Here is a 20,479-nt window from a genome sequence, read left to right on the forward strand (position 1 = left end):
GACAAATCAGAGTTTGAGAAGGGACATTGGCAGGTTCTCCTAGGCAAAGAGTAAATATCCTTTGTCCCCATTCATTTTATATAATATCCAAAGGTATTTTTCTTGTTGGTTTTGGAAATACCTCGTCAAGTCTGTTCAGATCTTCTATGGTCAATTGAATTGTAGCAGCTTGAGCATTGGCTAAAACATGTTCTTCCTTAACAGCTTTTGGGATAGCAATTACGTTGTTCGAACGGATGGTCCACGCAAGAGCAATTTGTAATGGCTGCACATTGTATTTTTCTGCAATCTCAATGATGGTTGGATCGCTTAGTAATTGTCTTCTTAAGCTCCCTCCCTGGGCCAGGGGACTATAGGCCATAATTGGCATGTTATGTTCCTGATGCCATGGCAGAAGGTCATAATCAATTCCTCTAGAACCTAGATGATATAACACTTGATTTGTCACACATTTTTTTCCGTTAGCGGTATTCCACAACTCTTTCATATCATCTGTATCAAAATTAGAAACTCCCCATCTTACAATTTTACCATCCTTGCGCAGTCTCTCCATTCCTTCAATCGTTTCTGCCAAAGGAACACGACCTCTCCAGTGTAAAAGATACAAATCCAGATGATCTGTTCCTAGTCGTTTTAGACTATTTTCACATGCGGTTTCAATCGAATCTAACCCGGCATGATGAGGATATACTTTCGATACTAAAAAAACTTTATCTCTGCGCCCCTTGATTGCCTCACCAACTAAACGTTCGGAATCGCCATTTCCGTACATTTCAGCCGTATCGATCAGCTTCATGCCTAGTTCTATTCCAAGCTGCAAAGCTTTGATTTCTTTGTTTTTCGTTTGAGGATTTTCACCCATGTACCATGTTCCTTGACCAATGCTTGGAAGAAAAGTTCCATCTGGTAAAGTTACTACACGTTTTTCAAGTGAATCCTTAAAACTCGATATTTTTTCTTGGTCACGTGCACTCATTTTCATCATTCCTTTCAAATCTCACCTTGTTTTTCTTGAACTGCAATGCTTCAATTATTGCCATTTATTGAAAAATTCGATTATTTAAGGCTCTTTTCGTAAACTTTGTTGTTATAAGAACCGTATACTCTGCAATTACCTTATTCCCACAGCATCTTTGTTAGTACTTTTGCGAATAGACGCCACGAAACCAATGTTCATTCGGTTTTACGTTTAGTACGTTAAGCAACATTCATTGCGAAAACAGCCTTACTTAAAAAATGAATGTGGCTATACATTGTTGTAGTATAGCCACAAAAATAACATAATAATGCACACTTACACCAAGTGAGCCCCGCCATCAATAAGAAGAGCAGTACCAGTTGTAAAACCATTTTTCACTAAGTACACGTAGGCCTCAGCAATGTCTTCAGGCTGTGCCACGCGATTAACAGGTAGCTGCTGTGCAATATTGCTGTATAAATTTTGTCTTTGCTCGTCAGGCATCCCTCCGTAGAGTGGGGTGTCTACAATACCAGGTGAAACAACATTTACCCGTATAGGGGCCAGGTCTACTGAAAGCCCCCTAACCAATCCATCGATCGCTGAATTGATCGAAGCAAGTGTACTTGCCCCCTGTGGTGGACGGATTCCATAAACACCAGAGGTCAATGTGATAGAACTGGTATCATTTAAGTACGGGATCGCAGCACGAACAGTTAAGTATTGGCCCCAAAACTTACTATCAAACGCTTCTCTAACATCTGCAACAGGTAATTCACTAAAATGACCCATTGCACCTTCACCTGCCGTAACGACAAGGTGATCAAAATTCCCTACCATTTTAAAAAAGTCAGCTAGTTTTTCTTCACTGCGAAAGTCAATATTGTATGCTTCCACATTAGCACCAAGTAGATTCTTTGCCTCCGATAGTTTTGCATCAGAACGACTTGCAATAATGACTTGAGCAGATTCATCAAGAAATGCCTTAGCTGCGGATAATCCGATACCAGAAGTACCACCTATTACGACCACACGTTTTCCTTTTAATAACATTGTATGAACCCTCCTTAAAAAATTCTTTTTAGGTTTTATCTGAAAACAATATTACATACTTCTTTTAGTGATAATAATATAAACCAACGCTTCATTATTTTACTTTGCTAATAGTTTTAGAGCTTCACGATTGAATGCCGGGATATCATCTGGAATACGGCTAGTCACAATATTATTGCTTACCACAACTTCTTCATCTTTGTAGTTAGCCCCTGCATTTTTTAAATCATTACGAATAGATTTGAAACCAGTTATGTCGACGCCTTTTAATAGGTCTGTATCGATCAATACTTGTGGTCCATGGCAAATGGCAAATACAGGTTTACCTTCTTGGATAAATTCTTTTGCGAATTGACCAAAGCGGTCATCTTCACGTAGTAAATCAGGGGAGAAACCACCTGGGATAAGCAAAGCATCAAAGTCTGCAGGATTAACTTCATCTATGGCTTTATCAATTTTTACGGTTGCGCCTTTTTTACCAGTTACTTCATTTCCTGCATGTTTATCAATTGTAATCACTTGATGACCAGCTTCTTTGAATGCTTCTGCAGGTTCTGTAAATTCAACATCCTCAAATAAATTGGTGATAAGTGCAGCAATTTTTTTGCCCAAACTAAAAACCCTCCTTGAATTGAAAAAACTTATTATTCTCACAAAAAATGCTTATATTTAATGGATGCAGCGGGTTCGAAATTTAATTCCGAACCACACTCTATCCAACTAAAATGTAGACCTAGCGTAATGCTTTAACAAGGGCTTTTCCAAACTCTTCCGCACCTTGTGGACCATCGCCAGTAATAATATCACTATGGGCAACAACGTGTTGTTCAACATATTTAACGTCAACAGCTATCAATTCGTTCATTTGAACATCTACTGGATAGCAAGTTGCTTCTCTTCCAGAAAGCAAACCAGTTTTAGCAACTGTAACAGCCCCTGCACAAATTCCTGTTACAAGAACTTTCTCATTGTAAGCTTGCTTCAAAAAGCCTTGTAATTCTTGATTTCCCCATAGATGATCATTTGTACCAGATCCTCCAATTACCGAAACAACATCAAATTCTGTGGGCGATACGTCTGAAAAGATAACCGAAGCAGTTGCTTTCCCATCATAGTCACCAGTAATTTCACCTGCCACGGTGCTGGCAATAGTTACTTCGACTCCTGCATTTTCAAGCTCTTCTTTTGGTTTGAATAACTCATCTTCATTAAAACGCTCTGGCGGTATAATTAAGAGTGCTTTTTTACTCATTATTTTTTCCTCCTCAAAAAGAAAAAGATTTGTTGCTAACACTTTTTCATATATTCGTACTTTTACCTGTGACTGTTAACAATTTCAGCTAAAATTTCAGCGAGCTGTGCAAATTCTAGTGTATTGCGAAAAGCAACAGCTGGAGAACTTCCAACGTGCAAGCGGTGAAAGGTCTGGCAATGAGAATGGTTTATATACTCAGATATAAATTCATCCTCTTATTCTGAAAGTCTGTATTACATATGCTTTGAAATTATTTCCGTCAAAGCTTCTTTTGGATGAAACCCGATAACCTTATCTACTTCCACTCCGTCTTTGAAAAGAATCAGCGTTGGTATGCTCATGACTCCAAATTCCCCTGCTGTTCCTGCATTTTCATCTACATTAAGCTTGAAAATGCTAACTTTGTCACCCATTTCACCATCGATTTCCTCCAATACAGGTGCAATCATTTTACAAGGACCACACCATGGTGCCCAAAAATCCGCTAAAACTAATCCCTCTTTAATTTCAGTGCCAAATGTTTGATCTGTTACGTGTGAAATAGCCATAATAATATCCTCCAATTCATTCTTATAATTTTAATAAAAGTATTTTTTAATGTTTACCAAAAATACAAAATTGCCCCCTTTTAATGTAATATCAAAAGTTACAGTTTGTTTTAGCAAAACCTACTGTAATAAAATAGTTTACAGTATAGACATTACGAAGCAATGCTCTGGAAAATGTCCCTAACAACTAAACTATTTTAAAAGCCGCTTTTCAAATTGATTCCTTCCTGTTAAAAAGGAATTACTGTAATATTAATATTTACAGTTTATGAAGTCAAGAAAAATTTACTCGATATTATCATAACCCCCTCAATATAAGCCACGATCTTATTTGGAATGTATCAGTGGAATGTTTACTACTAGTTCTTCAAGCGCAATTTTAGTTGTTTCCTCACATAAAAAAGGCAGCAGAATCGCCGCCTTAAATTTAAAACACTGTTTTATTTAAAAGGTCTAAAAATAAATTACTACATCTTTGAATGAATCAGTTTATTTCAAAGAAACCTTACCTTGAATTTCAATTTTAACATCTGCTTTTTTCAATAAATTTCCGACTTCACACCCTTTATCTGCTGCTTCCGTCGCTCTTTGTGCGGATTGAATTTGTTCTTCTGTTGCATCTTTAGATAAAACGATGTGAGGATAATGGATAATTTTATATTCATTATCAGAAATATTTGCCTCTGAGTTCACTGTAAGCTCAGCAACAGGCAGGTTTCTGCTTGCAAGTACAAACGTAAGACTTGCTGTATAACAAGCAGTTACCGAAGAAACAAGAATCTCTTTTGGATTTGCTCCGTTGCCACTACCCCCTAAAAATGCAGGAATAGCGATTTTTGTATCAAGATACTCCGCTTTAAGGGTTCCATTCCCTTTTACTCCACCATCCCAAACAGCATTCACATTTATTTTCATATCAGCCATGTTAAACACTCCCTCAAAAAATAAATTATATTTATATCATGTTCGTTCACGTATGTTTTTTATTCTACAGGTATCGCAAGTAGTTCACGAAAGATGAAAATTACGTTTCATATTTGATCATTTCACTTTTACTATTAGACGTAGAACAGTCATTCAATAGAATCTTTGCCAGGATACTCTTGCCAATCTTCTCCCTGCGTTTTATATAATAATGGACCTCCATTTATGGAACATCCTTTTGGTCTTGATGTGAATTTAAATTCAATAGGAAATTGCCTGGAATACTTTTTTGAATCTGGTGAATTGTATAGGGTAGCACAAAAGTTATAGATAGCATGTCCTTGACCAAGTATTTCATTTACCCTTCCATCTAAAACATCATCTTCAACAGAAGTTTCTTCCCCTATCCTTTTAATGTCTTGATTTTTCAAAGCTATTTACCAACCCAAACCATTTAAAAGATGGGCAAAATAATCCTCATCTCTCCGCCACCTGTTCTCTAAGCTAATTTGTGCAGTTCCTGTAAAGCCGTTTCCTAACCCTGTCTAAAGCATAAGATTTGATTTTGAAGTATAAAGAAAAATAATATAGAGATATTGCAAATTATCAATATCCTTTTGACGATTTATGGATTTATTTGACGTATCTTGCTGCCTATACGAAGCACATTGCGTGAGTGACAGGAAGTGTGGTTCTCCCTTTGCGCCACCCAGTCAGGGTAGCCAAGGAAGCTGCATCAATCGATCAATTATTTCCAGTTCGATTGATTATGGAAGTGGCATCAGGGGACAGGGAAAAAGGACTTTACAGCTTAAGGGATATCTAAGCAAGAAAGCGGTCCGAGTATAGAAATGGAGATTTTTTAGTTAAGAAAGAACCGAGGTTTAAACAGCTACCCCAACGCTGTAGCGATAACCTAAAGAGGAAAGGAAATGTCTATCCTCCTTCTTCTATATAATTTTTTAATTTCTAAGTACTACCATCACTCCTGTTGTATCAGCAGTCTAGAGGTGAGACTATTTTTATAAAGACGTAAAAGACACTTTTCCAGTGGTCTCGGACCGTCCTGCAGTCTAATAAATATATTTTTTTACATACCGAGACGTCGGAACCGTCCCGGTGTCTCTTTGAGCCCTTCCTTAATTTCGCGGGTAAAGATACCAATCAATAAAGCGCGCTTTCCCCGATGAACAGGCACTCTATACATCATACTCCCATAGCCCAAGCCTTCCTTTAGCCGGAATGAAGCTGTCCAGCATCTTCATATTCCTGACTTCCCAGACATACCCTCCCACTTCATAATCTCCGAGCAAAAAGTCATTGCCTGATACGATTCTTCCATCCTCCAACACGGCCGATGTCTCGTTGTTTTCCATCACTCTCAAACAATTTTCAAGCTGGCAGACAGCAATGATCACGCCAGTTGGAAGATCATCGGTATTGTACCTATGCTTTGAAAGCAGAGACTTGATCGCCCCAAGGCTGCAGACCGCTTTATCGACTTTTTTGCTGGTATGAATCGCAAGAGGGCCGCGATATTTCGTACTCCACGACCTCGTTTCATATTGAGCCTCGCGCAAGACAAACAGACTTGCCCAAGGCTGAATCATCGACAAAACCTTCACTCCAACCACCCTCTGCCTCAACAACTATTTTGTCTATAGCATCTCCTGGCAATCCCCCAATTAAACGGGGACGGTCATACTGTCTCAAAAAAAATTACATTTTTTAGCTATTCATGAATTATGATTATTTCAAATGGAGATCCAGCTTTTCCTAAAAAAATGAATGAATATATAAAAGAATCCTTTTATGAAAAATTAAATATTATTAAAGACCAGTATATTATCGATATACCACATGAATATATAACAGCCTTTATTTCATCTGCATTTTTTGGTCATTTGAGAATGTTAAATTTTATGAAACAAATAATAAGACAAAATCTGAAAAGCAGATAGAATTCCAATTTTTGCAGAGTTTAGGATACATTTTATAACTTAGCAGCTTAAGCAGGTGTAAAGCCCACTCTTTATCTTTGTCAAAAAAAGTGCAGGAAAAATCCCCGCTGTTAATTAATGTTTGATTACGGCCATAGGAATGGAAACCTTCTGCCATGTTTTTTACCGCCGATTGCCACAAGATTTACCACTTGTTTCCAACACGTTTACCATTGGAAGAATGTCAAGAAAACCACAGATTTACAATGTTAAGGATATTGAGAGATAAAAAAATCTAAATCCTCTGCATTTGTACCGAGGAATTAGACTAATGATCTTCCAAAATCGCGTCCGATTCTGGAACAAGGATATTAGGTTTATTGGATTTCCTATTGATTCATTACAGAGAATCCAACCCATTAGAACAAGAAACTGCATAAAAAAGCACCTATGTAAGAGGAAAATTAAGTTTGTCCTATTTATTTTTTACTTTCTTCTCATTCCAAGGAGTCGCGGGCCTTGTTTCAGGATATCCATTTAGCTCAAGATACTGTTTCCTCTCATCTGTATAATGCCACCAGCTTTTTTCGCTACCAGGATGCTTAGCGTGATGGACTATACATCGCAAGGTATCCTCTACACAGGGATCTTCCCAATATCCGAAATGTTCCTCCAATCGATTAGTTAAATCAGCACCTTCTTCATTTTTTATCTCTTCCAAAGAATAATAACCCATTTCAGTAACCCATTGAGCCAACTTTGGTCCAATAGAAGGAATTGCTTGGAATTGAGCTAATGCACGTAGATATTTGGCACGCTCGAAAGAAGATTGTAGACATTCAGATAAATGAGATGCATCCATATCAGCGTTCTCATATAATTTTACTTTGCACCTTCTTAAAATTAATCTTTCTTCAGATGTTAAAGGCAGTTTTGAAGATGATTTTCATATTATTTCATCCTAACTTATTCACTTAATAATTATCTTTAGGTAATGACACTTTTCTGTATAACTATAACTATAATATTTTTTATAGTTCTTCTTCAATTTTTTATATGTGCATACTATTTCGTAATAATTACGATTTAAAAAATATACTAAACCGTAGTAATTACGATTTATAATATGTTCTAATTAGTAATAATTACGATTTAATACCTAGAGTAATCTGATATTTTACGATTTTCATATGAAATGCAAACAAATAAAGAGCACCAAGCAATCCCCTGACTAAAAGCATTGGGATTCCCTTTTTAGAAAAGGCAACTTGGGACTTAACCATCAAAAAATAAATCATTGCAGTACCTATAATACTTCTAAAAAACATAACTTCTGCTGAGGGGATATTTAAACTAACAGCTTTCACAAGTGCATTCATGATACTGAACACCAGCGACGACAAGACCGCCAGCAGTATACCGTTCTTCATTTTTCTTCTCCACTCTTTTGACGTTTTTTACAAATTAATGTATCCTCCTTCTTATTTAAAACTACTAACTCCTTACTATCATAAAACGTTATCGTTTCGATTTACATTAATGATTATATTTCTTCTTTTCCGTTTTGTAAACCATTTTCAGATTTCATAAATGTCGTTAAAGTTGTTATCTAAGTTCATAATATTTAATAAAAGTATAAAAATGCTTGTGAGATTTAATAATAATAAATCATTGACAAATTTAAAAACAGAACCTTTGAATTAATGGTTCTGTTTTAATTTTCAATCTATGATTTTACTAATTCAACTGGTCCATGATCATCACAATGACCATTATGGACATGATGTAATCTTCCATTTACTAAATAGTCCATATGATCACCATGAGGAACCATTTCATGTCCACAATCACTTTCGTGGTTACAACCGCATTCGATTTGTTTACATACATAAGGATTCTGATCACTTACTGGAATTTTACAGTCATCCCAATGACCATTGTGTTCATGGTGAAGATGACCATTATGTACATAATCAATATGATCACCATGTTGTATTTTCGTATGACCACAAGCCATACTGTGTTGATGCGTATGCTCTGAAGCTGAATGAGCATGGTGTTCCATTTTATTTCACCTCCTTGTTTATTCTTTTAGAAGTATTCCCTCGAAAAAATAAAAAAACCCTTAGGATGGTTACTAAGGGTCATAAAAATTGATTATTTCGTTTCACGATGTAATGTACGTTTTTTTAAGCGTGGGCTGTATTTCATTAGCTCAATTCTGTCAGGATTGTTTCTTTTGTTTTTCGTTGTAATATAATTGCGATCTCCTGTTTCAGTACATGCTAACGTAATTTTTACTCTCATTATTTCTTCCTCCTACATTTTTTATTTGTTTGATTTTATTCAGTAACCACAAATGCTGGAAGTGGGTCATTAAATTTAGACCAGTCGGTGTTCATTTCTTCATCTGTTAACAAACATTTATCTAATGAAGTCTCGATTTCTTCACGGTTCATGTCAACCCCGATGAAAACAAGCTCTATCATCCGATCTCCAAATTCTTTATCCCATTTTTCCAGCAACTCCGGTTCTTCCTTTAGAATTTGCTCCCTTTCTTCTTCGGAATAAGCAGCGATCCATTCCCCAGCACCTTGAATGATGATGGAAGGTCCTGCTTGTGACAACAAACCTGTTATATTATTTCGAGTAGCTAGCCAAAAGAACCCTTTTGCTCGAACAATATCTACTGGCCAATCCTCAAGCCAGTGCATCCATCTTTCCGGATGGAATGGTCTTCTGCGGCGATACACAAAGGACGATATCCCATACTCCTCCGTTTCCGGAGTATGTTCCTCGTTTAATTCCTTGATCCATCCCGCCCCTTGACTGGCTTTTTCAAAGTCAAAAAGATTTGTATCCAGAATTTCACTTAATGGTACTTGTGAAAAGGCGCTTTCAATAATCCTCGCTTCTGGGTTTAGTTTATGTAATACCGTTTTCAGCTCAAGAACAGAATCCCTATCCACTAAATCAATCTTGTTTAATACTAAAACATCGGCAAATTCAATTTGATCTATTAATAAGTCGACTACTTCACGAGTATCGGTTACATCATTGGCCTGCTTTCGATCCAACAAGCTTTCTCCAGAAGAAAAATCTTGCCAAAAACGATTGGCATCAACTACTGTCACCATCGTGTCCAGCTTACAAAATTCAGATAAATCGATTCCTAAAGTTTCATCTGTATAAGTAAACGTCTGTGCAACCGGAATAGGCTCAGAAATCCCGGTAGATTCAATCACGATATAGTCTATATCCCCTGAATGAACAAGCTTTTCCACTTCAATGATCAAGTCTTCTCTTAACGTACAACAAATACATCCATTTTGCAGTTCAACTAGCTTTTCATCAGTTCTGGAAAAACCACCTTGTTTAACCATAGAAGCATCAATATTTACTTCGCTCATGTCATTAACGATGACTGCGATTTTCTTATTTTCACGATTCGTTAAGATATGATTTAATAACGTTGTTTTACCTGAACCTAAATATCCACTTAAAACTGTAACTGGTATCTTTTTTGACATTTCCATTTCCCCTTTTTGTAAATCAAAATCATTACGATTTATATCCTATAAACTATTTACGATTCTTTCAGCAGCCTGTCTTGCACCGGAAATATTCCTTGCGATAGGTCCTATTTCAAGCTCCGCAAGCGGTCCTGAAACATATAAATGAGGACACCATTGCAATGCTTTGTTAATAATCGGATATCCACATTTCGCACAGTTTAAATCCTGCTCTTTAATTAATTTTTCTATCCAGCTCTTACCTGGTAGCGAGGGTAAAAAACCAGTTGCTAACATGACTGTTTGTACTGTCAGTTCCTTGTCCTCGATTTTTAGTATGATTTCATTATCATTAGAAAAAGAAGCAGTTTCAACTTCGCCATTTACAATAGATATTTTGTTTTCGTTTTCAAGCCTTTTTAATTTATGAAACAATTCACTTGGTAAAGACCCTTTATTTCTAGCCTGTTGTATAATACTTCGGCGCTCTTCATATTTTTTGATTTTGTGAAAGGAAGCTAGGTGCTTCGGACCTAACCAGCCAGGATCACTGTCAAAATCATGAACTCTAAAAGGATGGCGTTTTACTAAAGTTACCTTTCCGGGAAACATATTCGACAACTTTATGCATAAATGTGCTGCGGTAATCCCGCCCCCAATAATTGCCATGGTAGGTTCAACAGTTTGTAAATTAGGCAAATGCTCATCAAAGATATGAAAAACTTGATTTGGCAGCTTAGACTTCATTTTTTCAGCCCAATTGGGAATATTTAATTGGTCATTAATACTAATGGAAATAACAATATTATGTCCTTGAAATACCTCCCCTTTACTCGTCATAACCTTCCATATTCCTTGGTCTTTTTTGATATCGTTTACGAAACCTTGGTGCCAAGACTTTTTAAGATCTACTTCTTTCAAAACGGAATCACAGTGTTCGTTAAATAATTTAAGAGCTGGACGCTTGTATTTTCCATACAGTTCCATTTTGCTTCTTTGTTCGTTTCGCACATACTTTTGAAGACTAAATGGATCTACATCAATGTGGTGAACACCCGGAGACCGTAAATACTCCATTCCGATTCGTTCAGTGTTATTTTTCCATCTGTACAATGGTTCACTGTTAGGATCAATAATACATAATTTTTCAGGCGCTGCTATTCCTTTTTTAATTAAAAAAGAAGCGACAGTACATCCATGGATTCCGCCTCCGATTACAATCCAATCGTACAAAATCATTACCCCTTTATTAAATCGTAATGGTTACGATTAAAATCTTATAAAAATTTTATCTTAAAATCAAGTTTTTTTAGATAAGTTTTTATTAGGTATACTCTTTGGAAAAGGATCATAGGTAAAAGGTGCTCATAAATCATTTACAATCTCATATACTTGTTTTAGAATTTAAAACGGAACAATTACGATTTATTTTTCAGTAAAAAATAAGTACAAGATTATTTTGATAGGAGTTAACAAGCATGAAATTCAGTAAATTACTTTCTACTTCCGTTTTAACACTTAGCCTTATTCTTGCAGGCTGCGAAAACTCTGAAACTGTCCAAACAGAACAAAACGAAACTGAAAAATTAACAATCTATACAACGATTTATCCTCTTGAAAATTTTACGAAAAAAATTGGCGGAGACTATGTTGATGTGAAAAGTATTTACCCTCCAAATGTAGATGCCCACTCATTTGAGCCTTCTCCAAAAGACATGATTGCTCTTGCAGAATCTGATTTGTTTATTCACACAGGAGTTGGAATTGATGGGTTTGCAGAAAAAGCTGCTGAATCATTGGAAAAAGAAAGTGTCACTATTTTAGAAGCCGGAAAAGGGATTGAACTATTAGAATCCTCTCATAACGAGGAACATCATCATGAAGCGGAAAGTACTGAAGCAGAGGAACATGACCATGAAGGCGAAAGCGTTGAAGCTGAAGGCACTGAAGCTAAAGCTGGAGACCATGAGCATGAAGGCGAAAGCACTGAAGCTGAAGGCCACGAACATGAAGAAGAAAATCTTAACCACGGTAATTATGATCCTCACGTATGGTTAGACCCTATTCGATCAATCGAACTAGCTAAAAATATTAAAAATACTTTGAGTGAATTAGAACCAGAACATGCTTCAGAATTTGAGAGCAATTTTATACAATTAAAAGATGAATTAGAAAAACTTGACCAGGAATTTAAGACTACAATTGAAAATTCTAAAACGAATTATTTATTAGTTGCTCATGAAGCCTATGGATATTGGGAAGAACGTTATGGTATTGAACAAATTGCCATAGCCGGATTATCTCCGACACAGGAACCATCACAAAAAGAGTTACAACATATCATTGAAGAATCAACAGAACACAATATTCATTATGTTATTTTCGAACAGAGTGTTTCACCAAAAGTGGCAAAAATTATTCAAGAGGAATTAGGAGCAGAATCGTTAACTCTCCATAATCTTGAATCCATCACGGAGGAAAACATTAAGCAGAAAGATGACTATTTCAGTATTATGCGAATGAATTTACAAACCATTAAGACCGCTTTAAATGATTAATCATTTAAATAAATTCCTATAATGAATGTATACCAATCATATCCTTCCACTGATTGTGGAGGGATTTTTTTTAATAGCTCTTTGACAAGACTAAAGTTTAATACTTATTTAAAACGTTAACTAATCATACTTTATTAATAGTATCTATATATTTAATAGAGGAAATACTGTAAGGGCTATTATTAGGAGGTTAATATGAAGAAGATTATTCATATGATAGATATTACAGGCTTAGCAATTGTGGGTTTAACTCTTCTGCTTTTTTCATATAGTACAGGCTATAGTGGCACTTTTACTATTCCACCATCTTTGTTGAATTTGAATACTATTTTTCTAAGTATATTAATAGAGGCTCTCCCCTTTGTGCTAATAGGAGTTCTGATTGCTGGAATAATTCAAATCTTTGTAACCGAAGAACATATTCAAAGATGGATTCCCAAAAATAAAGTAATGGCCGTCGTTATGAGTTGTATTGTTGGAGCCCTTTTTCCTGCATGTGAATGTGGAATTGTTCCAATTGTTCGCAGGCTTATATCAAAGGGGGTACCGCTTCATGCCGCCATGGGCTTTATGTTAACGGGTCCCCTCATTAACCCAATTGTCATTGCCTCTACCTACATGGCGTTTGGAAATAACTTTAAAATTGCTGGACTCCGTATGGGATTAGGGTTTTTAATCGCCATTTTGGTGGCTTTGGCAGTAAGCTTCCTTTTTAAAGGCAGCCAATTAAAAGCATCAGTTAATATTGAGACAGCTCATTCACACGTTCACACTGAAAAAAAGTCATTTACGAACCGATTTTGGTCGATGCTAATTCATTCGATTGATGAATTTTTTGATATGGCGAAATTTCTTGTCATGGGTGCTTTTTTAGCAGCATTGGTCCAAACCTATATGCCAGCTAAGGCGCTATTGGAGACAGGTAATGGACCAGTCACTTCTTTACTTGTTATGATGGCCTTGGCTTATGTTTTATCCTTATGTTCTGAAGCTGATGCCTTTATCGGTGCTTCCTTCAGCAGTATTTTCCCTACCTCATCGATTTTGGGCTTCTTAATTTTCGGACCGATGATTGATTTAAAAAATACGATTATGATGCTAAGCGTTTTCCGAGTTAAGTTTGTAATGGGAATGCTGGCATTGGTTATTTCAACGATTTTTTTCACGATCATGCTGCTGCAAAGCTTTCTATAAGGGGGAAAAAACGTGAAATTTTCTTATCAGCAGGCTGTTAGAGCATTGATATTATTAGCGTTTTCCGCAATGCTCTTCAAGCTGCACTTTACCGGAGACATTACCAAGTTTATCAATCCTAAATATGTCGGTTTAAGTCAGTCCGCTTCCGTCATTTTTTTAATCTTGTTTTTTATTCAAATTACAAGAATCTGGAGTGTTAAAGAACATAGCCACGAGCATTGTTACCATGAAGACCATGCATGTGGGCATGACCATGGGGATGCAGCTTTTAATAGTAAGAAACTAATATCGTATATGATTATTATAGTTCCGTTGTTAACGGGGTTCTTGCTTCCTGCAAAGGTTCTGGATTCCTCGATTGCAGCTAAAAAAGGAGGTATGACGGTATTATCCAGCCAAAAATCTCCTCAAAAAGATACAAGTACTCCTGAAGCAATAGATACGGATGACAATATTACACAAGGTGAAGAAACTGCGATTGATGATAATCCAGTGGACCCTGGTTTATCCGCAGATCAGAAAGAAATTTCACAGGAACAATTTGATCAGCTTATCCAAAAGCTTGAGACAACTCCTAGTATCGAAATGACTGACTATGTTTATGACGCCTACTACGAGGAAATCAGTAAAGATATTAATAAATTCAAAGGAAGAAAAATTAAATTAAATGGATTTGTTTATAAAGAGGATGGATTCAAAGAAAATCAGCTTGTTCTTTCAAGATTTCTGATTACTCATTGTGTTGCAGATGCCGGCATCATCGGATTCCTCTCAGAGTTGACGAATGCTTCTAGTATTGAACAGGACACATGGATCGAGGCCAATGGTGTGTTGGATGTTACGAACTATAATGGGATGGAACTTCCTTACATCAAAATTACCGAGTGGAAAAAAATCAGTACACCAAAGGAACCTTATCTTTATCCAATCAGTGTGAAACTCTTATAAAAATAACTGGATGGTGCTTCTGGCACCATCCAGTTTTCAATACCTCATATAGATACGGTTCACCGTAACCTATCTAAATGCAAAAAAACAAAAAGAGGGATTATCCCCCTTCATTTACTACTTAACATTTCTGCTATCTTTATAGTCTGTAGTTCTTTTTGAACAATGCTTATTGACGTAATACTGCCCCTGGATCGTTTTTCTATTTCATTAGGCATCTTTTGAATCTTCTCTTTAGAAGCATCTAAATCTTTTTCTAAAGTTTCTTTTATATCTGATCCATCAGAATTTCCTTCATTTTCCTTCCAAAACTGAAGTGTATTTACTGTCTTTTTTCCTGCTTCCTGTAATGAATTAAAAAGGGATTCAGCTTTATTTACTGTAATTAAAACACCTGAAGATAGATCTAGAACTTTATTGGCTTCTATAGTAGTATTACTTAACTTTTCAATCTGATAAATCAAGTTTGAATTTAACACTTCTTCAATTTCAAATAATTTTTCAGTGCTTTTTTCTTTTTGATATTCTTCGAATAATGAACTTAACTTTTGATGAGAATCATTCATCTCTTGTTGAATAACTGTTAAGTTATCCAAACTCACTAACATCCTGTCAATTTCAGCCAGTTTAAGCTGTGCAGATGTTAATTTGGTACTTATGTTACCTACTCCAGGAATGTCAACAAGATTGTTCACCCCTTTAAAGACGGTAATTCCTTTCTATCTTTATGTAGAGTGGAGTAGACAATGAAGCTACAAGGCTAGTTATACTTTGTCTAATAGGATTCCAATTTAAGGGATTTATTGTTTGTTGTTCCATCCTTTTTCTTTTTGTTAGTGGCTCTCTTGTTAGCAATCAAAGTAATAATTAGGGCAGATAGCAACGGAACCGCCATGGCAATGATAAATCCAATGGAGTTATTCGACATAAAAGGTGCCGTAAAAGATGGAACATAAGCTGTACCCCGTACATCAAAGAAACCGACCATTGCTCCTCCAAGACCCGCCGATAATACTGCGCCTATAAATACTGCCTTATTTGAGAACATAAAAGGGTAAGCAGCTTCCACAAAGGTACCGAATCCCATATTGATCATAAATCCTGGCGTTGCAACTGCGGCTTCACCTTTATCCCTTGGAGAAAGAATATTTGCAAGCGTTATTCCAGCTGATACCATGACCAAACCGACCATATCCACGGCTCCTAAAAAGCTGTTTCCTGTTTTCTCCATCTCAAGAAGCACAATTGGGAGGATTGCTGCGTGGTAGACACCACCCAAGATTGCAGGCCAGATAAGCAATCCTGCAACCGTGCCTGCAAGGACGGGATTAAATGACACTGCCAATTCAATTATTTCCTTAATCAAGTTACCCGCCTTCAACGCCACCGGTCCGATAAAGTAGAAAACAATTAAACCTGAAATTAAACCGGATATCCCGCCTGCCACAATATTGACAGTTGTCATCGGAAAGCGCCATTGTATACATTTTCCGAATAGATAATGAACCAGAATACCCGCTCCAATTCCTCCAATGATCCCGCCAATGATACCGCCATTCACAGACAGAACTCCTGCGATAACACCTGACAGGATAGATACTTCATCTAATTCAGATACTTGCTTAGCCGCAATGACAGCCATCATCACTGGCAGAGCTTTCAGCAAGAGGTCTGTAACTTCACCAAGCCCTTCTAACGCCGGGATTTTGCTTAAAGCCAATACCAAGGCCATCGCAATAAAACCTGGCAAAGATGAAATCATGATTCCTCTAATATTAATATTTTTAAACACATTGCCGCTTGCAATTTCTTCCTTATGGCCTGATCCTCCGATTTGAGGGTTGTACTTAATACCCCAGTGCTTACAAAGGCATGATATAAACGAAACTGCTCTGGTTCTGTTGGTAGTACCTGTGGTACCAGATGACGCTATCACATTGCCTCCTTTAGATGTAATCATAGCCATTGAAGTTCCGCCAGTACCAACTATGGGTATGTTTGTTTCAATAGCTGCCTTAATGGTATGTAGATTAGTCCCTTCCGGATCCACACTCATTGCGATGATTCCATCCACTTCATTATTCCTGATCCGGTCTGCCAAATATGAATCTACTTTGGAGGCTTCAATATTAGCATCCTTTAGATTGCCATTGAAAATCTCAACGGGCTGATGTTTTTCCAAACGATAAATTGAGGCCCTGGTGTGATCATTTGCTGTGTCCATTGATTCACCTGCTGTCACGAAAAGCAATCTTCAGCTTCCAATTCGGCAGCCTTAATTTGAATTAGAATTTCGTCTAACAGCTTCCTTGGACTTGCACCGCCTAAATTAAATAAGTTGCCTCCACTACTGCCAATGATTAATATTTTTTTCAATATAATCCCTCTTTTTTCATCTTAATATCTATCCGCTTCTCTCTATGAACTTTATTATACTTTATATGAATAAAGTGGCAAAGGAGTAAAGAAATGACACAACATTAAAATCTGTCCTTGCATTTTATAAATTCTCATTCTGTCTCAATATCTAAGATTTCTCTTTTATACTGAGACTAATCCTATATGTTTCAAAAACTGCCGCGAATTTAAACTTTAAAAAACGACAAATTATATACGCTCAATCTATTTTAATGTCCCCTTCTGATGAGTAACACAATTCTCTACACCATTAAGACATAAAACTCTTTACTGCCTTTTAATCTCCGGGGAATATAGATATTTTATGTCATTTTCCATAATAAATTGATTTTGTGGTAAAAAACCAGAAAGTATAGAAAATCGTTGTCATTATTATATGACACGATTTTCTATACTTTCTTCTTTGAATCGTTTATATGATAATTTTTGTAATGTATGTTAACTAGTTACCTTCCGATTTTATAGTATTACAATTACTTAAATATCTAAACAAGTGTCCGGGAAACGCAGGGCATGACTTGTACAACTCATCCGTGTCATATTCACGAATAAAAGATCGATTATTTTCCAAAAAGTTCTCAGGTAATTGTCTTTTCTTTTATGTATAATGAAAACTGTATTTATATTTACATGTGAAGGACGTATGGGACAAGAAGTTATAAGCTGAATATTACAGCTTTTTAGCAGTTTTATTCTTACTTATTCTATCTGGATGTAATACGCAGCAGGTAAGTAGCGAGAAACCTAAAAAAAGCGACTAGGGAAACCATCAACCACAAACAAGAAGTAATAGGATCGACGCATGAACACCTTGTCACATAAATAGCGGGTAGCTGGAAAGCCCTAGAATATGGACGGAAATGCTTTAAAGCAGATGCACCTCCTGCTAATGATTCTGCGGAGTCAAACTGATGAACAAGTGCGGATCAGGGCCCGATAATTCCATATTTATCATGAATATCTATTAGTAAGTTAGTAACCAGATATTATTACTTAAGGAGTTGATATATTATGACATGGGCTATTGCAATTGCGATTATTGGAATTATTATTAAACTTTTAACGGCTCTTCCAAGTGTAGGTGTGGAATGGCTTGAAAGTAAATTTGCACTTCATCCTAAACTTAATCCAATTGATGTTACTGTAACGTTTAAGGGAAAGAGCTTAGAAGAAGAAGACAAACTAAGATTTATTGCCTATTTTAATGAAGCTTCATTTTTAAAAAAATATTTTATGATTAAAGGTAATGAAAAATTTTTTCTAGAACCTGAGACTAATGTTATTCCATTTGTTATCAACCTAAAAAAAGGAAAAAAAGATGTAAATTTCTTTGTTTATAGTTATGATGACCACGTTGATGTAGTAAAGCAGTACAAGAAGAATGTTAATGCTTATAGTCTTAGTTCTGATTCTTTACAAAAATTCACTGTATCAACAAGGGATTTAGTATCAATGTAATAAAAGAACTGGCTTGATGATGTGAGAAAGGCTACTCTAATTTGGTCGGTAGTCTTCATTCCGCATTTGTGTGAAGGGCTGTTTATTATACTAAATTGAGGGACACATATTCTTATATATTTAGATGTAGGAGATGAAAGAAGGCTTTAAACGAAAAGGCAGCACTTTAAAAGGTTTTAATTGAAGTCGATGAAAATAGGAATATAGAACCCAGCAAAGAGGCATTTTCCTCCTACATTATGTATTAGTTTACATCACACTATCAAAAACGCCGCATCTCTCAGTTGATCGGCGATTGCTTCAATCCCCTTCGTTCGGCCCAAAACATGGTGTAACAACAAAACTTCTGCCATCGTTTTTCCCTCCAATTTAATGAATTTCATATATCTAAGTTTCGACAAGAAAGCCTGTTTCACCTGCCAGAACTTTACCATTTGGAAAGGTCTACCTAATAAAACCTATCCCCCTTGTTTATTCACTAATCCTGCCCCGTTAGTTTAAACAATTCAAGGCCATCAGGGTCTTGAAACTGTACATAGGTTTCGCCAAAGCGTTGTAAGGATTTGAACTCCACTCCAAACTTTGCAAGACGTCTTTCCCAGAAAGGGCGGGAGCCAGGAGGAACCATATAACTTGTCACTCCTACCTGACCCATGCCAATCCGGCCCTTTATTTGTTTCGCCCATGGGAAGAACGTGATGACACTGCCGGGGTGTCCGGTGCCATTCCCAAAATAAAGATGGTATACTTCCGGACGGTCGAAATGATGGTTTTTTTACCAACCGTTACCCCAGTACCCCTGCATAAAAGTCAATGTTTCTCTTTGCGTCATTCACCATCGAGGTAATATGATGGATGCCTGCTGTTTTCTGCATGTCTATCTCCCCTTTCCTGGACTAGTTATTTTGGTCGTTCGATGGCAAAAATGTCGCCTATTTTTGCATAATTCTGTCCTGCAAGCCTGCTTACGGCAGCTATTCCGTTCGGATCGATCCTTCCGTTTTCATATATGTCATCATCAATGTGGAAGTGGACAACCTTCCCTATCAACAGATCGCAGCCAGGTGAATCTGTGCCTCCCAGTTGAATGGCATGTTCCAGTGTACATTCCATCCGGATTTTCGCTTCTTTTACACCTGGGACGGAAACCTTTACGCTTTCTACCGGCTTCAAGTTTGCCTGTTCGACTTCACTTTGGTCCGGAGGCAGGGAAGCAGCTGTCTCATTTATTTTCTCGACATTCTGTTCATCGACGATATGGACGACAAATTCCTTTGTATCCAGGATGTTCTTCGCCGTATCCTTCATTGTTCCATTTTTCCGTTGGACCGATAAAGAAATCATCGGCGGATTGGACGAAACGATATTAAAATAACTAAAGGGGGCACCGTTCAGAACTCCTTCTTCAGAAAGCGATGTGACGAAAGCAATGGGCCTAGGTATGATGCTTCCTATCAGGAACTTATAATTTTCTCGTTCTGTATTGGTAGAAGGGTCAATGGAAAGCACAGACATCATTCCTTTTTTAGTTAGTCTAATTCCCTTACTTCAATCGGAATTAAAGTTCGTTCTAGACGCTCTCTGTATTGTTCAAAGGCGGCTAATCCTTTCTAGATCAGTCGAGTAGAAGGGAACCTCTCTACCTTTTGGTAGATTGTGTTCCTCCCCCTCACAGAACCGTGCTTGCACTATTAATGCACACGGCTCCTC

The 20,479-nt window shown here is 36.8% G+C and carries 23 protein-coding genes and 1 pseudogene; 5 read left to right on the forward strand and 19 right to left on the reverse strand.

Features of this window, described 5'->3' with window-relative positions:
- Nucleotides 1–76: 76 nt before the first annotated feature.
- The 7 genes from D0469_RS06530 to D0469_RS06560 form a co-directional block, all read right to left on the reverse strand.
- Entirely contained in the window at nucleotides 77–976 is a 900-nt protein-coding gene (locus tag D0469_RS06530; protein ID WP_117325856.1) for an aldo/keto reductase, read from the reverse strand.
- Between the two features lie 318 nt (nucleotides 977–1,294).
- Nucleotides 1,295–2,011, reverse strand: coding sequence for an SDR family oxidoreductase (locus D0469_RS06535; RefSeq protein ID WP_117325831.1), 717 nt, complete (start codon nucleotides 2,009–2,011; stop codon nucleotides 1,295–1,297).
- Nucleotides 2,012–2,110: 99 nt separating this feature from the next.
- Nucleotides 2,111–2,623, reverse strand: a complete 513-nt coding sequence (locus D0469_RS06540) for a type 1 glutamine amidotransferase domain-containing protein (protein WP_117325832.1) — start codon at nucleotides 2,621–2,623, stop codon at nucleotides 2,111–2,113.
- 121 nt (nucleotides 2,624–2,744) lie between these two features.
- Nucleotides 2,745–3,263 (reverse strand): DJ-1/PfpI family protein, encoded by a 519-nt coding sequence (locus D0469_RS06545; RefSeq protein ID WP_117325833.1) that lies wholly within the window; start codon nucleotides 3,261–3,263, stop codon nucleotides 2,745–2,747.
- Between the two features lie 236 nt (nucleotides 3,264–3,499).
- On the reverse strand, nucleotides 3,500–3,814 hold the full coding sequence (gene trxA, locus D0469_RS06550; protein ID WP_117325834.1) for a thioredoxin: 315 nt from the start codon (nucleotides 3,812–3,814) through the stop codon (nucleotides 3,500–3,502).
- A gap of 489 nt (nucleotides 3,815–4,303) precedes the next feature.
- Nucleotides 4,304–4,738 carry an OsmC family protein gene (locus D0469_RS06555; RefSeq protein ID WP_117325835.1) on the reverse strand — a complete coding sequence of 145 codons (435 nt, stop codon included), beginning with the start codon at nucleotides 4,736–4,738 and terminating at the stop codon, nucleotides 4,304–4,306.
- 149 nt (nucleotides 4,739–4,887) lie between these two features.
- Nucleotides 4,888–5,169, reverse strand: coding sequence for a hypothetical protein (locus D0469_RS06560; protein WP_117325836.1), 282 nt, complete (start codon nucleotides 5,167–5,169; stop codon nucleotides 4,888–4,890).
- Nucleotides 5,170–5,426: 257 nt separating this feature from the next.
- On the opposite strand from D0469_RS06560, the gene D0469_RS22095 reads away from it, so the two are divergent.
- Complete coding sequence (locus D0469_RS22095; RefSeq protein WP_407675730.1) at nucleotides 5,427–5,564, forward strand: hypothetical protein; 138 nt, start codon at nucleotides 5,427–5,429, stop codon at nucleotides 5,562–5,564.
- A 373-nt stretch (nucleotides 5,565–5,937) separates the two neighbouring features.
- Here D0469_RS22095 and D0469_RS06570 read toward each other — a convergent pair whose 3' ends face one another.
- The 7 genes from D0469_RS06570 to D0469_RS06605 all read right to left on the reverse strand — a co-directional run bounded on the left by D0469_RS06570 (nucleotide 5,938) and on the right by D0469_RS06605 (nucleotide 11,429).
- Nucleotides 5,938–6,363, reverse strand: a complete 426-nt coding sequence (locus D0469_RS06570) for an ASCH domain-containing protein (RefSeq protein ID WP_117325857.1) — start codon at nucleotides 6,361–6,363, stop codon at nucleotides 5,938–5,940.
- Between the two features lie 790 nt (nucleotides 6,364–7,153).
- On the reverse strand, nucleotides 7,154–7,540 hold the full coding sequence (locus D0469_RS06580; RefSeq protein ID WP_117325838.1) for a helix-hairpin-helix domain-containing protein: 387 nt from the start codon (nucleotides 7,538–7,540) through the stop codon (nucleotides 7,154–7,156).
- A gap of 283 nt (nucleotides 7,541–7,823) precedes the next feature.
- A complete protein-coding gene (locus tag D0469_RS06585; protein ID WP_117325839.1) occupies nucleotides 7,824–8,108 on the reverse strand; it encodes an EamA family transporter in 285 nt (94 codons plus the stop codon).
- 296 nt (nucleotides 8,109–8,404) lie between these two features.
- The gene (locus tag D0469_RS06590; RefSeq protein ID WP_117325840.1) at nucleotides 8,405–8,743 is read right to left on the reverse strand and encodes a hypothetical protein; all 339 of its coding nucleotides are present in this window, start codon (nucleotides 8,741–8,743) and stop codon (nucleotides 8,405–8,407) included.
- 92 nt (nucleotides 8,744–8,835) lie between these two features.
- Entirely contained in the window at nucleotides 8,836–8,985 is a 150-nt protein-coding gene (rpmG, locus tag D0469_RS06595) for a 50S ribosomal protein L33 (protein ID WP_117325841.1), read from the reverse strand.
- Between the two features lie 35 nt (nucleotides 8,986–9,020).
- Nucleotides 9,021–10,208, reverse strand: a complete 1,188-nt coding sequence (locus D0469_RS06600; protein WP_117325842.1) for a GTP-binding protein — start codon at nucleotides 10,206–10,208, stop codon at nucleotides 9,021–9,023.
- Between the two features lie 45 nt (nucleotides 10,209–10,253).
- Nucleotides 10,254–11,429, reverse strand: a complete 1,176-nt coding sequence (locus D0469_RS06605) for an FAD/NAD(P)-binding protein (protein WP_233522965.1) — start codon at nucleotides 11,427–11,429, stop codon at nucleotides 10,254–10,256.
- Nucleotides 11,430–11,668: 239 nt separating this feature from the next.
- Between D0469_RS06605 and D0469_RS06610 the strand changes: the two genes are divergently transcribed.
- The 3 genes from D0469_RS06610 (at nucleotide 11,669) to D0469_RS06620 (ending at nucleotide 14,893) form a co-directional block, all read left to right on the forward strand.
- A complete protein-coding gene (locus D0469_RS06610) occupies nucleotides 11,669–12,748 on the forward strand; it encodes a metal ABC transporter solute-binding protein, Zn/Mn family (protein WP_117325843.1) in 1,080 nt (359 codons plus the stop codon).
- Between the two features lie 195 nt (nucleotides 12,749–12,943).
- Nucleotides 12,944–13,942 carry a permease gene (locus D0469_RS06615; RefSeq protein ID WP_117325844.1) on the forward strand — a complete coding sequence of 333 codons (999 nt, stop codon included), beginning with the start codon at nucleotides 12,944–12,946 and terminating at the stop codon, nucleotides 13,940–13,942.
- A 12-nt stretch (nucleotides 13,943–13,954) separates the two neighbouring features.
- Nucleotides 13,955–14,893, forward strand: a complete 939-nt coding sequence (locus tag D0469_RS06620) for a TIGR03943 family putative permease subunit (protein ID WP_117325845.1) — start codon at nucleotides 13,955–13,957, stop codon at nucleotides 14,891–14,893.
- 110 nt (nucleotides 14,894–15,003) lie between these two features.
- Here the strand turns inward: D0469_RS06620 and D0469_RS06625 are convergent, their stop codons facing one another.
- From D0469_RS06625 to D0469_RS21545, 3 genes are all read right to left on the reverse strand, one after another.
- Nucleotides 15,004–15,489 carry a hypothetical protein gene (locus D0469_RS06625; RefSeq protein WP_158553373.1) on the reverse strand — a complete coding sequence of 162 codons (486 nt, stop codon included), beginning with the start codon at nucleotides 15,487–15,489 and terminating at the stop codon, nucleotides 15,004–15,006.
- A gap of 179 nt (nucleotides 15,490–15,668) precedes the next feature.
- Nucleotides 15,669–17,117: a PTS sugar transporter gene (locus tag D0469_RS06630; protein ID WP_233522966.1), complete on the reverse strand. Its 1,449-nt coding sequence runs from the start codon at nucleotides 17,115–17,117 to the stop codon at nucleotides 15,669–15,671.
- A 14-nt stretch (nucleotides 17,118–17,131) separates the two neighbouring features.
- Entirely contained in the window at nucleotides 17,132–17,269 is a 138-nt protein-coding gene (locus tag D0469_RS21545) for a hypothetical protein (protein WP_233522967.1), read from the reverse strand.
- 1,053 nt (nucleotides 17,270–18,322) lie between these two features.
- Here D0469_RS21545 and D0469_RS06635 point away from each other — a divergent pair.
- A complete protein-coding gene (locus D0469_RS06635; RefSeq protein WP_117325847.1) occupies nucleotides 18,323–18,769 on the forward strand; it encodes a YfmQ family protein in 447 nt (148 codons plus the stop codon).
- A gap of 502 nt (nucleotides 18,770–19,271) precedes the next feature.
- On the opposite strand, the pseudogene D0469_RS06645 reads toward D0469_RS06635, so the two are convergent.
- Nucleotides 19,272–19,644, reverse strand: a pseudogene (locus D0469_RS06645) (VOC family protein); the annotation flags it as partial.
- A 25-nt stretch (nucleotides 19,645–19,669) separates the two neighbouring features.
- A complete protein-coding gene (locus tag D0469_RS06650; protein WP_117325848.1) occupies nucleotides 19,670–20,278 on the reverse strand; it encodes a flavin reductase family protein in 609 nt (202 codons plus the stop codon).
- Nucleotides 20,279–20,479: the final 201 nt, after the last annotated feature.

The sequence above is a fragment of the Peribacillus saganii genome, from assembly GCF_003429095.1.
Lineage (GTDB): Bacteria > Bacillota > Bacilli > Bacillales > DSM-1321 > Peribacillus > Peribacillus saganii.